This window comes from Sphingomonas sp. So64.6b (assembly GCF_014171475.1).
GTDB classification, from domain to species: Bacteria; Pseudomonadota; Alphaproteobacteria; order Sphingomonadales; family Sphingomonadaceae; genus Sphingomonas; species Sphingomonas alpina_A.
The window spans coordinates 971808-985113 of the sequence record NZ_CP048817.1 but is presented as its reverse complement, the minus strand read 5'-3'; the positions used below and the strand labels follow the sequence as shown (position 1 = coordinate 985113).

The 13306-nt window shown below is 63.4% G+C and carries 12 protein-coding genes; 7 read left to right on the top strand and 5 right to left on the bottom strand.

All coding sequences use genetic code 11. From position 1 onward, the window contains the following. Positions 1-170: 170 nt before the first annotated feature. Positions 171-1094: a DUF2167 domain-containing protein gene (locus G4G27_RS04560; RefSeq protein ID WP_183112249.1), complete on the bottom strand. Its 924-nt coding sequence runs from the start codon at positions 1092-1094 to the stop codon at positions 171-173. 257 nt (positions 1095-1351) lie between these two features. Between G4G27_RS04560 and G4G27_RS04555 the strand changes: the two genes are divergently transcribed. Both G4G27_RS04555 and G4G27_RS04550 read left to right on the top strand, forming a co-directional pair. Then, a complete protein-coding gene (locus tag G4G27_RS04555) occupies positions 1352-1810 on the top strand; it encodes a MaoC family dehydratase (protein WP_183112248.1) in 459 nt (152 codons plus the stop codon). Positions 1811-1938: 128 nt separating this feature from the next. Continuing rightward, entirely contained in the window at positions 1939-3117 is a 1179-nt protein-coding gene (locus G4G27_RS04550; RefSeq protein WP_183112247.1) for an acetyl-CoA C-acyltransferase, read from the top strand. Between the two features lie 462 nt (positions 3118-3579). Here G4G27_RS04550 and soxR read toward each other — a convergent pair whose 3' ends face one another. After that, a complete protein-coding gene (soxR, locus tag G4G27_RS04545; protein WP_183112246.1) occupies positions 3580-4035 on the bottom strand; it encodes a redox-sensitive transcriptional activator SoxR in 456 nt (151 codons plus the stop codon). A 93-nt stretch (positions 4036-4128) separates the two neighbouring features. Here soxR and G4G27_RS04540 point away from each other — a divergent pair, with 93 nt between their 5' ends. Together G4G27_RS04540 and G4G27_RS04535 are read left to right on the top strand one after the other, a co-directional pair. Further along, a complete protein-coding gene (locus tag G4G27_RS04540) occupies positions 4129-4509 on the top strand; it encodes a VOC family protein (RefSeq protein WP_183112245.1) in 381 nt (126 codons plus the stop codon). A gap of 119 nt (positions 4510-4628) precedes the next feature. Next, positions 4629-5108, top strand: coding sequence for a pyridoxamine 5'-phosphate oxidase family protein (locus G4G27_RS04535; RefSeq protein ID WP_183112244.1), 480 nt, complete (start codon positions 4629-4631; stop codon positions 5106-5108). A 135-nt stretch (positions 5109-5243) separates the two neighbouring features. Here G4G27_RS04535 and phaZ read toward each other — a convergent pair whose 3' ends face one another. Continuing rightward, positions 5244-6476: a polyhydroxyalkanoate depolymerase gene (gene phaZ, locus G4G27_RS04530; RefSeq protein ID WP_183112243.1), complete on the bottom strand. Its 1233-nt coding sequence runs from the start codon at positions 6474-6476 to the stop codon at positions 5244-5246. A 252-nt stretch (positions 6477-6728) separates the two neighbouring features. Between phaZ and G4G27_RS04525 the strand changes: the two genes are divergently transcribed. The 3 genes from G4G27_RS04525 (at position 6729) to G4G27_RS04515 (ending at position 10557) form a co-directional block, all read left to right on the top strand. Continuing rightward, complete coding sequence (locus tag G4G27_RS04525; RefSeq protein WP_244624674.1) at positions 6729-8450, top strand: ABC transporter transmembrane domain-containing protein; 1722 nt, start codon at positions 6729-6731, stop codon at positions 8448-8450. A gap of 116 nt (positions 8451-8566) precedes the next feature. After that, positions 8567-9148, top strand: a complete 582-nt coding sequence (locus G4G27_RS04520) for a class I SAM-dependent methyltransferase (RefSeq protein WP_183112241.1) — start codon at positions 8567-8569, stop codon at positions 9146-9148. Positions 9149-9399: 251 nt separating this feature from the next. Further along, the gene (locus G4G27_RS04515) at positions 9400-10557 is read left to right on the top strand and encodes a saccharopine dehydrogenase NADP-binding domain-containing protein (RefSeq protein WP_183112240.1); all 1158 of its coding nucleotides are present in this window, start codon (positions 9400-9402) and stop codon (positions 10555-10557) included. A gap of 203 nt (positions 10558-10760) precedes the next feature. Here the strand turns inward: G4G27_RS04515 and G4G27_RS04510 are convergent, their stop codons facing one another. Together G4G27_RS04510 and G4G27_RS04505 are read right to left on the bottom strand one after the other, a co-directional pair. Then, positions 10761-11057 carry a hypothetical protein gene (locus tag G4G27_RS04510; RefSeq protein ID WP_183112239.1) on the bottom strand — a complete coding sequence of 99 codons (297 nt, stop codon included), beginning with the start codon at positions 11055-11057 and terminating at the stop codon, positions 10761-10763. Between the two features lie 2 nt (positions 11058-11059). Beyond that, complete coding sequence (locus G4G27_RS04505) at positions 11060-13285, bottom strand: VacB/RNase II family 3'-5' exoribonuclease (protein ID WP_183112238.1); 2226 nt, start codon at positions 13283-13285, stop codon at positions 11060-11062. Positions 13286-13306 lie beyond the last annotated feature (21 nt).

Here is a 13306-nt window from a genome sequence, read left to right as displayed (position 1 = left end):
AAACACCTTATCTCGGTGTCCACGGAACCGGCAGCAGCTCAGCTCTCTTCCGTTCGCCCTGAGCTAGTCGAAGGGCCGCTCTTCTTCTGCTGCCTCGGCTGTAAAAAAGAACGGGGCTTCGACAAACTCAGCCCGAACGGAGGGAGTATGATTCCACCCAAGCCGATGCTCTAGATCATGTCGGGATCCTTGGGTTTACTGAACAGCCCCTTGGCCCAGCGCCCGATCGCCGCGCCGGCAATAAGCAGCAGGATGATGAATTTCTTGCCGAAGCCAAGGACCAGCGCGAGGAAACCGAGCTTCTTCGCCGCGGCCACGCCGACGCCGGCCGCGACCAGCCCCGCCAGGCCGTATTCGGCCTTTTTATCGATGTTCGAATCGAAATCGGCATAGGTCGCGCCGGGCGAAAATGTCGCCGCCTTGCCGAAAACGGACGCCGCCTGACGCACCTCGGCGAGATGGCCCATGTCGGACACCATGTTGAGGCTGAGCACGCCGCGCCGCCCGAGCAAGCGAACATCGTAATTGAGGCCATCCACCTTGTCGCCGTCGACGCGGAAATCGCGCGCCCAGATCAACGCGTGCTGTTTCGGGTCGTAGGCAGGCGGCTGCGCCCAGCCGACCAAATGGGATTCGGGATAACCGGCCTGTTTGCGGGCGGCGTTGCGTTCAACCTCGCTGCTGCGCAGATCGGCCAGAACTTGATCATAATCGGCGGTCGCGGCGTCGCTGTCCGGCACATAACCCGAGGCTTCATAGGTCACGACCGCGCCCCAGATATTGTCGGTCACCGTCTTGTCCGCGGGCAGGACCAGGCCGAGCACGTCACTGACCGCGGCTGGCGGATTGCCCCACACATCGGTCAGCACCTTCTTCGCCTCGTCCGGGCCAAGGAAATAATAATTGTCGCCGAGATGCAGCACCGCCTTGGCGCCTGGTATCGCCACATCGCCCTTCTGCTTGTGCAATCCTTTTTCAAACTGCACGAGCGCGGGTGGAAGGCGCTGCGCCGCTTCGTTCTGCGCATGCGCCGGCGCGCCCAGCGCCGCTGCCAGGCCCAGCGCCATCGCACCGGCCGCAACCTTGATCCTCATTCCCCTAATCCCCCGATTACGCGGCGATTCGCCGGAGACAAACCTCGCCCGACTCTGTGGCATGGGTCAAGTCGAGCCGCACGGCGCACGTTTTTGAATATAGGGTTCGCTATTTCCCACCCCCGGGGCACGCGAATTTGCAGTGCTCGACGTTACGGCACCAACGATTTTCCGGTTTACGGTCGGTCGAGGCTTGCCGAGATGGGGGGACGACGCCTATCTGACCCGCAACAGCGAGCAGGCGCGAAGGGAATGCCATGACGACGATCAGCGTACAGGAAATGGCGGGCCGGATCGGTACCGAATCCGTTTCCGACTGGGTCGAGGTGAGCCAGGAGATGATCGACAAGTTCGCCGACGCGACCGGCGATCATCAGTTCATCCATGTGAACCCGGAAATGGCCAAGATGACGCCGTTCGGCGGGACCATCGCCCACGGCTTCCTGACCTTGTCGCTGATGCCGCTCCTGTCGTCCAAGATCATCGATCCGGTGAAGATCGACGGCGTGAAGATGGGCGTGAATTATGGCGGCAACAAAGTCCGCTTCCTGACGCCCGTCCGCTCCGGCAAGCGCGTGCGCGGCCGTTTCAAGCTGATCGAATTCGCCGAAAAGCGCCCCGGCCAGTGGCAGCAGACCAATGAATTTTCCGTCGAGATCGAGGGCGAAGACAAGCCCGCGATGATCGCCGAATGGATCAGCCAGATTTTCGTCTAATTCCCCGCCAACCAATCACCGTCATGCCAGCGCAGGCTGGCATCTCCCGGTTCGGGCCACAGCGTCAGCCAACCAGGAGACCCCAGCCTTCGCTGGGTGACGATCGACCAAGAGAAGGATAACCACCCATGCGTTCCGCCGTCATCGTCTCCACCGCCCGCACCCCGATCGGCCGCGCCTATCGCGGCGCATTCAACAACACGCCCGCCCCGACGCTCGCCAGCCATTCGATCAAGGCGGCGGTCGAACGCGCCGGGATCGATGGCGCAGAGGTCGATGACGTTGTGTTCGGCTGCGCGCTGCAGCAGGGCCACCAGGCCGGCAATATCGCGCGCACCTCGCTGCTCCGCGCCGGCCTGCCCGTCTCTGTCGCCGGCATGTCGATCGACCGCCAGTGCGCTTCGGGCCTGATGGCGATCGCTACCGCTGCGAAGCAGATCATCACCGATAATATGGACATCACCATCGGCGGCGGCGTGGAGAGCATTTCGCTCGTCCAGACTCCGCAGATGCGCGTCGCGCCCGATCCCGAACTGATCGCGATGCACAAGGATGTGTACATGCCGATGCTCGGCACCGCCGAAGTCGTCGCCAAGCGTTATGGCATCAGCCGCGATGCGTGCGACGAATATGCCTATCAGTCGCAGATGCGTACCGCTGCCGCCCAGGCCGCGGGCTATTACGACAAGGAGATCGTGCCGGTCACCGCGAACATGGCGATCGTCAACAAGGAGACCAAGGAAGTCACTTACAAGGAAGTGACGCTGAGCAAGGACGAAGGCAACCGGCCCGAGACCACGCTGGAGGGCCTGAAGGCACTGCAGCCGGTGATGGGCCCGGGCATGAACGTCACCGCCGGTAACGCCAGCCAGCTGTCCGACGGCTCGTCGGCAAGCGTGCTGATGGAAGAGGCGATCGCGTCGAAGCGCGGCCTGACCCCGCTCGGCCGTTATGTCGGCATGGCGGTCGGCGGCACCGAGCCTGACGAGATGGGCATCGGCCCGGTCGTCGCGATCCCCAAGCTGTTGCAGCGCTTCGGCCTGAAAATGGACGATATCGGCCTGTGGGAGCTGAACGAGGCGTTCGCGGTGCAGGTGCTGTATTGCCGCGACAAGCTCGGCATTCCCGACGAACTGCTCAACGTCAGCGGCGGCGCGATCTCGATCGGCCATCCCTACGGCATGACCGGCGCGCGCGCGACCGGCCACGCGCTGATCGAAGGCAAGCGTCGCGGTGCCAAATATGTCGTGGTGACGATGTGCATCGGCGGCGGCCAGGGTGCCGCCGGTTTGTTCGAGGTGCTTTGAACGCCCGATAGCCACCCCCCCGTGTCTTCTGCACGGCGGGCGAAGAATAGCCGCGTTTCTATGAGCCCCGGTCGCATCAGCGGCCGGGGCTCGATATTTATGTCCGGCATTTGGGTCGTTGCTTTCTGACCGCGCCAACCTCGATGTCCCATATCTATCGTTGCTTAGTCTGACATTAAGCACCTGATATTTAATGATATTATACGCCAGAGCGACAAGGCGGGATGTGCGACATACGGTGTCCCATATCTCCGCAACTCCTTTCCACGGGGCTGCGGTCGACGGCGATTCAACCTCGACATGGAATCTGGAAATGAGCCTTTGCCGGGCTTGATCCGGCTCGCTCTTTCTTATTGTCGGAACCGCATTGTTACAGCGCATCGAGCGCAAGTCCCAAAACCCTGCGTCGGCGTTTTCATTGTGCTCGATATTCCAGGCGCTTCGACGCGCAATAGGTGGAAACTATTCGCCGGCGCGGTCCCCGATCACATAGCGCGGCCCCGCCCCCTTCGCGGCGGCGCGGTCGCCCGGATTGTACAGCGCGCATTTCCTGAGCGACAGGCAGCCGCAGCCGATACAGCCATCAAGCAGGTCGCGGGTCCGGGTCAGCGCCGCGATCCGATCGTCGAGCATGATGCGCATGCCGGCGCTCATCTGTCGCCAATCGCTCGCATTGGGCGTGCGTTCGCCCGGTAGCTTCGCCAGCTCCGCCCCGATCGCCTCGATCGACAGGCCAAGCTGCTGCGCGATCAGGATAAACGACAGGCGGCGGATATCGGAGCGCAGAAAGCGTCGTTGCCCACCGGCATTGCGAAACGGACTGAGCAACCCCTTCGCTTCGTAGAAGCGGATTGCCGATACCGATACGCCGGCACGGGCGGCGAGATCGCCGATCGAAATGATGTCGTTTGCCCGCATGTCCGAGCCTTTCGAAAATAGCTTGACCTCAACTTAGGTTGAGGTTGCAAAAGGCCTGCGTCAACCCGAATCGGCAATAAGGAGCCCGACCCTATGACGCACGCACAACTCGAACACGCCAATCTGACGGTCAGCGATCCCGAACGCTCGGCGCATATGGCGGAAATGCTGTTCGGCTGGGAGGAGCGCTGGCGCGGTCCCGCACGCGACGGCGGCTTCACCATCCATGTCGGCAACGAGACCGACTATATCGCCTTCTACACCGGGCCGCGCGGCCGGCATCTCACCACGCGTTATCCCAAGGGCGAACCGCTCAACCATATCGGCGTGCTGGTCGACGATCTCGACGAAGTCGAAAAGCGCGTCATCGCACTGGGGCTCGAGCCCTTCTCGCACGGCGACTACGCGCCCGGGCGCCGCTTCTATTTCCTCGATCCGGACGGGATCGAGTTCGAAGTGGTGAGTTATGCCTGAGAACAAGGTCGCTTACCTGGCCGACCGTCATTCCCGCTTTCGCGGGAATGACGGGGAGAATAGCGAGCGGAAACCCTTTCCCTCCCGAGCGTTATCCCCCTGAACCGAGGAGAGACGCTATGTCGACCAACGCCGAGATCAAGCAGACCCTATGGGACAAGATGTCCAACAGCCCGTTCCTGATGATCGGCTTGACCGACAGCGGCGAGCATAGCGAACCGCTGACCGCTCAGCTCGACAAGGATCAGGTCGACACGCTGTACTTCTTCGTCGGCAAGGACAATCGCCTGATCAGGGGCGGCGCGGCGATGGCGCAATTCGTTTCCAAGGGGCACGATTTCTTCGCTTGCCTGTCGGGTAATGTGCGCCAGGACAATGACTTCGCGATGATCGAGAAGCTCTGGTCAAAGCCGGTCGAATCCTGGTTCCCGGGCGGCAAGGACGATCCCAATCTTGCGTTGATCCGTTTCGACATCGACAGCGCGGAGCTGTGGGAAAGCGACCTGTCGCTCGCCGGCAAGGTCAAGATGCTGTTCGGCGGCAAGATCGACCAGAGCGAGGAAGGCCATCATGCCAAGGTCGAGACGACCGCGGCCTGATCCAGCCACAACGACCGTCATCCCAGCGAAGGCTGGGATCTCGTGAGGTGGGCGCGGCGCCTGCCACTACGAGACCCCAGCCTTCGCTGGGGTGACGGTCACAGGGCACGCGAACAATCGCGACGCTCTGCGCGCTCAACCGTGCTTCTTCATCCACTCTTCCAGCACCGGCGCGATCTTGGTGCGCCATTTGCTGCCGTTGAAGATGCCGTAATGCCCGGCGCCCTCGGCCAGCATATATTTCTTCTTGGAAGCCGCCAGCTTGGTCGCGATCGTCAGCGCCGCCTTGGTCTGGCCTATCCCCGAAATATCGTCGCGCTCACCCTCGATCGCGAGGATCGCGATGTCGGTGATCGCCGCCGGATCGACCGTGCGGCCACGATGAGTCATCGTGCCGTTGGGCAGCGCATGCGCCTGAAACACGACATCGATCGTCTGCAAATAGAATTCCGCGGTCATGTCGCAGACCGAGCGATATTCCTCGTAGAAATCCTTGGTCGAATCCGCGCCCTCTTCATCGCCTTGCACGAGATGTTTGAACATCTCCCAATGCGACATCATGTGGTTGCCGAGGTTCATCGTCATGAAGCCGGCAAGCTGCAGGAAACCGGGATAAACGCGGCGGCCGGCACCGGAATAGGTCGCCGGGATCGTCGCGATGACATTCTGTTCGAACCAGGCAAAGGGCCGCTCGGTCGCCAGCGTATTGACCGCGGTCGGCGCTTCGCGCGTGTCGATCGGCCCGCCCATCATGGTCAGCGTCTTGGGGCGATAGGGATGTTTGTCCGCGCTCATCAGGCAGGCGGCGGCATAGCAGGGCACCGAGGGCTGGCATACCGCGAGCATGTGCGCTGGCTTACCGTCGGTCGATTTTCCAATGACTTCAAGGAATTCGACCAGATAGTCGATATAATCATCAAGGTCGAATTTGCCGTCCGACAGTGGCACCAGCTTCGCGTCGCGCCAGTCCGTGATGTACACATCGGCGACCGGCAGCATGCGCTCGACCGTGCCGCGCAGCAGCGTCGCATAGTGACCGGACATCGGCGCGACGATCAGCAATTTGGGCTGGCCCTCGACGCCCTGGCGTACGAAGCGCTTCAACTGGCCGAAGGGCTTGCGCAGCACGACCTCCTCGACCACCGGCACATCGTGCCCGTCGATTACGGTGTGGTCGAGCCCGAAGGCCGGCTTACCGCGCGGCGCCGAGGCATGCGCGAACACCTCCAGCGCGGAGCCCATGATCGGCCCGCCGCCGAAATAGGCAAAGGGGTTGGCCGGATTCGACAGCATTCCAGCGCTGAAATCGGCGAACGCGCTGGCGCCCGCCAGCATCGACCGCTGCATTTCATAGGCATTGTAAAGCATGGGCGCCCTTATAATTTGAAAACGGTTACCTCGACGTACCGACATAGTGGTGCAGTGCAGCACAAGCAATCAATACCCAAACGGTAATCCCACAACGACAACACTCAACAATGACCATCGCCCGTTGAGGGACTGCCTGCGTCCTGCTAGGCGCTGGCGATGGCTGAAACTCCGCAGATCGCTCCCGCGGTCCCCGCTCCTGCCGCCGCGTCGGGCGACCCCGTCACCAAGCGCCGGCTGGGCGATCTGGCGATGGTGTGGCACCATGCATCGCGTTATCCGCGCCAGATCGCCATCGCCGGGATCGCGCTGATCACGACATCTGCGGCGACGATCGCGATTCCCTATGGGTTCCGACAGGTGATCGATCGTGGGTTCGTGCCCGGTCATGCCGACGCGGTCGCCTCGTCGTTCCACTATCTGTTGATGATCGTCGTCGTGCTCGCACTCGCGACTGCGGTACGGTTCTATTATGTGTCGTGGCTCGGCGAACGCGTCGTCGCCGACATCCGCACCTCGGTGCAAAGCCATTTGCTCACGCTCACGCCACGTTTCTTCGAAGAAAACCGGCCTTCGGAGATCGCGTCGCGGCTGACGTCCGACACGACCCTGATCGAACAGGTGGTCGGCACGACCGTCTCGGTCGCGTTGCGCAATATTTTCACCGGTATCGGTGGACTGATCTATCTGTTCGCGCTCTCACCGAAGCTTGCCGGCATGCTGATGCTCGGTATTCCGGCGATCATCCTGCCGATGACATTGCTCGGCCGCCGCGTGCGCAACCAGTCACGCGCCTCGCAAGACCGCGTCGCCGATGTCGGGTCGATCGCCACCGAAACGCTTGGCGCGATGAAGATCGTCCAGGCGTTCGGCCAGGAAAGCCGCGAGGCGACGCGGTTCGCCGACGCCGTCGCGGCGACTTTCGCGGCGGCACGGCGGCGCATCGCCACGCGCGCGATCATGACCGCGATCGTCATCTGCATGATTTTCGGTTCGATCACGCTGGTGCTGTGGGAAGGCGCAATCGATGCCGCGGCGGGCCGAATCAGCGGCGGATCGATCGCGGCCTTCGTGCTGACCGGTGCGATCGTCGCCGGCGCGTTCGGCGCGCTGACCGAGGTTTATGGTGACTTGCTGCGCGGCGCGGGCGCCGCCGGGCGGCTCGGCGAGCTGCTCAACGAACGGCCCGAGATCGCACCGCCGGCCAATCCGACCTCGCTGCCCTTGCCGGCGCGTGGCGCGATCGAGTTCGATCATGTCCGGTTCCATTATCCGACTCGCCGCGACGTGTCGGCGCTGTCCGATTTCTCGCTCGCCATCGCGCCTGGCGAAACCGTCGCGGTGGTCGGCCCATCGGGCGCGGGCAAGACGACGCTGTTCCAGCTGATCCAGCGTTTCTACGACCCCGATGCGGGCGAGATCCGCATGGATGGCGTGCCCCTGCCCCAGGCCGATCCGGCGGAAATCCGTCGCCGTATCGCAATGGTGCCGCAGGAAACGGTGATCTTCGGTGCGTCGGCGCGCGACAATTTGCGCTACGGCAAATGGGAAGCGGGCGACGACGAGCTTTGGGCCGCCGCCGAGGCCGCCAATGCCGCCGAATTCCTGCGCAAGCTGCCCGATGGCCTCGACACCTTCATGGGCGAAGGCGGCGCGCGCCTGTCCGGCGGCCAGCGTCAGCGCGTGGCGATCGCCCGCGCGCTTCTGCGCGACGCCCCGATCCTGCTGCTCGACGAGGCGACCAGCGCACTCGATGCGGAGAGCGAACGCCTCGTCCAGGACGCGCTGGAGCGCCTGATGCAGCAGCGCACCACTTTGGTCATCGCGCACCGCCTCGCCACCGTGCGCGCGGCGGAGCGGATAATCGTGATGAACGACGGGCAGATCGTTGAGAGCGGCACGCATAGCGGACTTATCGGGCAGAACGGGCTCTATGCCCGGCTGGCGAGTTTGCAGTTCAGCGAAGCGGCGTAACAGCCTTCGTCCACCTTCATTCGTTCTGAACAGCTTATGGCGCGCCCGATTGCGGACATCCATTCCGTTATGGCAGGTTCTACGGGGAAGTAGTTTAACCACGCGGAGAGCGTCGATTGATAGATGATCCGTCCGCCGGCTGGGAAGCTATCGCCACCAAGTTTGCCGCCATCCGCTCCGATGTCGGCACCGATGTCGTGAAGCTCTGGCTGAAGCAGCTCCGGCCCGCCGGCACCGTGGTAGATATCGGATGCGGAACAGGCATGCCTATCTCCAAAACCCTCATTGACGAAGGTTTCGAAGTTTACGGGATCGATCCATCCCCGACGCTTATGGCGGTATTCCGTCGCCACTTTCCCGGCGCTAAGACAGTTTGCGAAGCGGCCGAGGTCAGCCGCTTCTTCGACCGGCGTTTCGACGGGGCAGTTGCCATAGGGCTCATGTTTCTGCTGCCCGAAGACAGTCAGCGTGCAGTGATCGAGCATGTCGGCCAGGCGATACACCCTGGCGGCCACTTCCTCTTCAGTGCTCCGCGCCAGATGTGCCAGTGGAACGACACCCTGACAGGTCGGCCGTCGTTGTCGCTGGGAGAGGAGCGATATCAGCAGCTGCTCGCCAGCGCGGGATGCCGCGTCGTAGACAGCTATGTTGATAAAGGGTCGAACTACTATTTCCACGCTGTGTCGGACTCAGTGTAAACCCGATCTACATGGACCGCCGCGCCGTTTCGACGAGGTCCGCCAACCGCAAGTATAACCTGTTGTTTCCCCAAACCTGATGGACCGTTGAGCACAAATAGCGGACATTCTGACGGCACATTTTCCAAACGCTTCCGACTTAAATAACGTCATGCCGGACTTGTTCCGGCATCCACCGTGCCGCAAGATGAACCACCGCCATTGGAGCGGTCGCCCCCGGAACCGGGGTGACGAACCTGGGGAGAGCCGAGATGGCCCGCGACTTCGACATCATCGTATATGGCGCCACCGGCTTTACCGGCCGCCTCGTTGCCGAATATCTCGTACAGACGGGAACGCCGCGCTGGGCGATGGCCGGGCGGTCGCTGACAAAGCTGCAGGAGGTGCGCGACGAGATCGGCGCGCCCGGAGATACGGCCTTGATCGTTGCGAACAGCGACGACCCCGCCACGCTCAAGGCGATGTGCGAGCGGACCGGGGTCGTGCTGACCACGGTCGGGCCATACCAGCTGTACGGCAATGACCTGGTCGCCGCCTGTGCCGAGACCGGCACCGGCTATGTCGATCTGTGCGGCGAGCCGGCCTGGATGCGCCATATGATCGATGCGCATCACGAAACCGCCAAGCGCACCGGCGCGCGGATCGTGTTCAGTTGCGGGTTCGATTCGATTCCGTTCGATCTTGGCGTGTTGACGCTGCAGGAGACGGCGAAGGCCAAATACGGCAAGCCCGCGCCGCGCGTGAAATGCCGCGTGCGCAAGATGCAGGGCGGCTTTTCCGGCGGCACCGCGGCGAGTCTGAAAGCGACGCTCGCCGCCGCTGCCAAGGAGCCATCGATCCTCGGTCTGCTGATCAATCCGTTCGCGCTTACCCCCGGCTTCGATGGCCCCAGCCAACCCAAGGGGCTTCTGCCCGAATATGACCGCACGATCGAGGCATGGGTCGCGCCGTTCATCATGGCGCCGATCAACACCAAGAATGTCCATCGCACCAATTTCCTGCTCGGCCAGAGCTATGGCGCGGACTTCGTCTATGACGAGATGCTGGTCGCACCGGGCCTGGGCGACATGGGCAAGGCTGCGGCGGAAGCGATCGCCAAGATCAACCCGCTGGCCAGCGACAAGGGGCCGAAGCCCGGCGAAGGCCCGTCGAAGGAGGAGCGCGAGAGCGGCTTTTACGATGTGCTGTTCGTCGGCGAGATGCCTGACGGCACACGGATCGACGCAGTCGTCACCGGCGACCGCGACCCCGGTTACGGATCGACCAGCAAGATGATCGCCGAGGCCGCCTTGTGTCTGGTCCATGACGTACGGGGAGAGGGTGGCATCTGGACCCCCGGTGCGCTGATGGGCGATGCGTTGCGCAAACGGCTGATCGACCGCGCGGGGCTGACGTTTACGGCGGGATAGGCCGTCGCGGCTGAACCAGCTTAAGCCCCTTCCTTTATGGGAGGGGTTGGGGAGGGTCAGCGGCGAGCGGGGCTCGATGCCTCGTTCGACGCTATGCGTCGAGCGATACGCTTCGCGATCGCACCATCCCCCGACCCCTCCCATAAAGGGAGGGGAGAAGCAGGGCTTTACGTCGCTGATTTACGTACCATCACGCCGCTCCTTCAACCGCGATAGAACAGCATCGCGATGCCCGAAACGACAAGCGCCAGAACAATGGCGATCGGCACCATTCGGCGGCTCAGCGCATCGGCATCGTAAAGGGCGGCCGGGACATCGAACCAATAACGACCGGGCCCGACCTCGCGAACAATGCCTTTCGCTCGCAACCGCTCGAACGCCGGGCGGTCACGCTCGTCCGGGACATGATCGATCGCGTCCTCGGGCGAGATCGCGTGGCGGGCGAGAAATTTCTCCGCCGTCCGCCCGCGCACGCGCACGCCGATCTGCCGCTCCGCCATGGCTAACGCTTGCGTCCCTGATGGCGGATATTGGCCGGCCGGCCGCGCCGTTTGATCACCCTGCCCGGCCGCTCGTCGCGCTCTACCCGGGCGCCCTTGCCGTCGACCATTTCGAAGCGCAGCGCGCCCGATACCGGATTGGCTTCGGCAAGTCGTAGCGGCAGGCGTTGGCCGCTGGCATATTCGGTACCGGTTTGATCGCCGATCAGTTTCCGCGCGGCTTCGTCGAAGCGGAAATATTCGCCTCCGATATCGCGCGCCGGCATCAGCCCGTCGCCGCCAATGCCCTCGACCGTCGCGAAGAAGCCGAAATTGGTCACGCCGGTAATGCGCGCGTCCAGCACTTCGCCGACCTTTTCGGACAGGAAGGCGGCGACATAACGGTCGATCGTATCGCGCTCCGCCTCCATCGCGCGGCGTTCGAGCGCCGAGATGCCCTCGCCGATCCGCTCCATGCCCGCCGCTTCGCCCTCGGTCAGGCCGCCGTCGCCGAGCTTGTATGCGCTGACCAGCGAACGGTGGACAATGAGGTCGGCATAACGCCGGATCGGCGACGTGAAGTGCGCATAGCTGCCCAGCGCCAGCCCGAAATGGCCATGATTGGCGGGAGCATAATAGGCCTGGGTCTGGGTGCGCAGCACCTGTTCCATGACCTGCTGGCGGAAATCGACCTCGCCGACCTTGTCGAGGATATGGTTGAAGGTAGCCGGCCGCACGACCTGGCCGAGTGCGAATTCCACGCCGAAGGTCTTGAGATAATCCTTGAGTGCAACCAGCTTCTCGCGGCTCGGCTCTTCATGCACGCGGTACATCACCGGCGCCTTCTTTGCCTCGAGCGCCTTGGCGGCCGCGACGTTGGCGGCGATCATATAATCCTCGATCAGCTTGTGCGCATCGAGCCGCTCGCGCGGTGCGACCGACATGATTCGCCCCTTTTCGTCGAGCATCACGCGACGTTCGGGCAGGTCGAGATCAAGCGGGCTGCGCTTCTCGCGCGCCGCGTAAAGCGCGCGCCAGCAGGCCCAGAGCGGCCTTAACGCGGTCTCGGTCAGCGGATGCTGGATCACGCCGTCGATCGCCGCCTGGGCATCTTCGTAGGCGATGTTCGCCGCGATCCGCACCAACGCACGGGAGAAGCGCCACGATTTCAGCTCGCCCGCTTTCGACACCTGCAAGTGGCAGACCAGAGCGGCGCGATCCGCGCCTTCCTTCAACGAACAGACATCGGCCGACAGGACTTCAGGCAGCATCGGCACGACGCGATCGGGGAAATAGACCGAATTGCCGCGCCGCCGCGCCTCGCGGTCGAGATCGGAACCGGGCCGGACATAGAAGCTGACATCGGCGATCGCGACAATCGCCTTCCACCCGCCTTCGTTCTTTGGGTCGTCATCCGGCGCCGCCCACACCGCATCGTCATGGTCGCGCGCATCGGCCGGGTCGATCGCGACGATCGGGATATGGCGCAGATCTTCGCTATCCTTGCCGAGCGGCGTCCTCGCGACGCGCTCGGCTTCCGCGATCGTCTCAGGCGTGAACACCGTCGGGATACCCAGCTTGTGGATCGCGATCATCGAGAAGCTGCGCGGGGCAAAGGGATCGCCCAGCACCTCGGTCACGCGCGCGGTGATACGCGGCGGACGGCCGGCCTTCTCCGCCAGCACCAGGTCGCCGGGTTTGCCCTCGCCCGCATCGGACACCTGGAATTCGCGCCGTTCCTTCTTCTCGACACCCTGCAGCCAGAGCTTCCCGCCTTCCTGACGCAGCACGCCGAGAATCAGCTCCTCACCCTTGGCGAGCGCCTTCATCGGGTGCGCGATCCAGCCGTTACCGGCCTCCTCGGTGCGTGCGAGGACGCGGTCGCCGATGGCAAGCGCGCCATGCTTGCGTTCGCGCACGCGCAACCGTGGCGCGGGGGTGTCGGCATGCCAATTCTCCGGCACCGCCCAGACATTGCCACCGTCATCGGCATCGACGATGCGCAGCACCGTCACCTTCGGCACGCCGCCCATCTTGTGGAAGGCGCGACCCGGTGCGCTGTCGATCAGACCATCATCGGCCATGTCCTTGAGCATCGCCTTGAGCGTGATCTTCTGCTGCGCGGTCAGGCCGAACGCCTTGGCGATCTCGCGCTTGCCCGCGGGCGTGTCAGACGTGGCGATGAAATCGAGGATCTGCTCGCGCGTGGGCAAGCCGGGGGGTGGTTTGGGCGCGTGTGTCTTGGGCATGGTCCCAAAGATAGAGGCTGG

Coding starts and splice junctions, on each gene's coding strand:
- G4G27_RS04555 (WP_183112248.1), top strand. CDS start 1,352: ATGACGACGATCAGCGTACAGGAAATGGCGGGCCGGATCGGTACCGAA.
- G4G27_RS04535 (WP_183112244.1), top strand. CDS start 4,629: ATGTCGACCAACGCCGAGATCAAGCAGACCCTATGGGACAAGATGTCC.
- soxR (WP_183112246.1), bottom strand. CDS start 4,035: ATGCGGGCAAACGACATCATTTCGATCGGCGATCTCGCCGCCCGTGCC.
- G4G27_RS04540 (WP_183112245.1), top strand. CDS start 4,129: ATGACGCACGCACAACTCGAACACGCCAATCTGACGGTCAGCGATCCC.
- G4G27_RS04505 (WP_183112238.1), bottom strand. CDS start 13,285: ATGCCCAAGACACACGCGCCCAAACCACCCCCCGGCTTGCCCACGCGC.
- phaZ (WP_183112243.1), bottom strand. CDS start 6,476: ATGCTTTACAATGCCTATGAAATGCAGCGGTCGATGCTGGCGGGCGCC.
- G4G27_RS04550 (WP_183112247.1), top strand. CDS start 1,939: ATGCGTTCCGCCGTCATCGTCTCCACCGCCCGCACCCCGATCGGCCGC.
- G4G27_RS04560 (WP_183112249.1), bottom strand. CDS start 1,094: ATGAGGATCAAGGTTGCGGCCGGTGCGATGGCGCTGGGCCTGGCAGCG.
- G4G27_RS04515 (WP_183112240.1), top strand. CDS start 9,400: ATGGCCCGCGACTTCGACATCATCGTATATGGCGCCACCGGCTTTACC.
- G4G27_RS04525 (WP_244624674.1), top strand. CDS start 6,729: ATGGTGTGGCACCATGCATCGCGTTATCCGCGCCAGATCGCCATCGCC.
- G4G27_RS04510 (WP_183112239.1), bottom strand. CDS start 11,057: ATGGCGGAGCGGCAGATCGGCGTGCGCGTGCGCGGGCGGACGGCGGAG.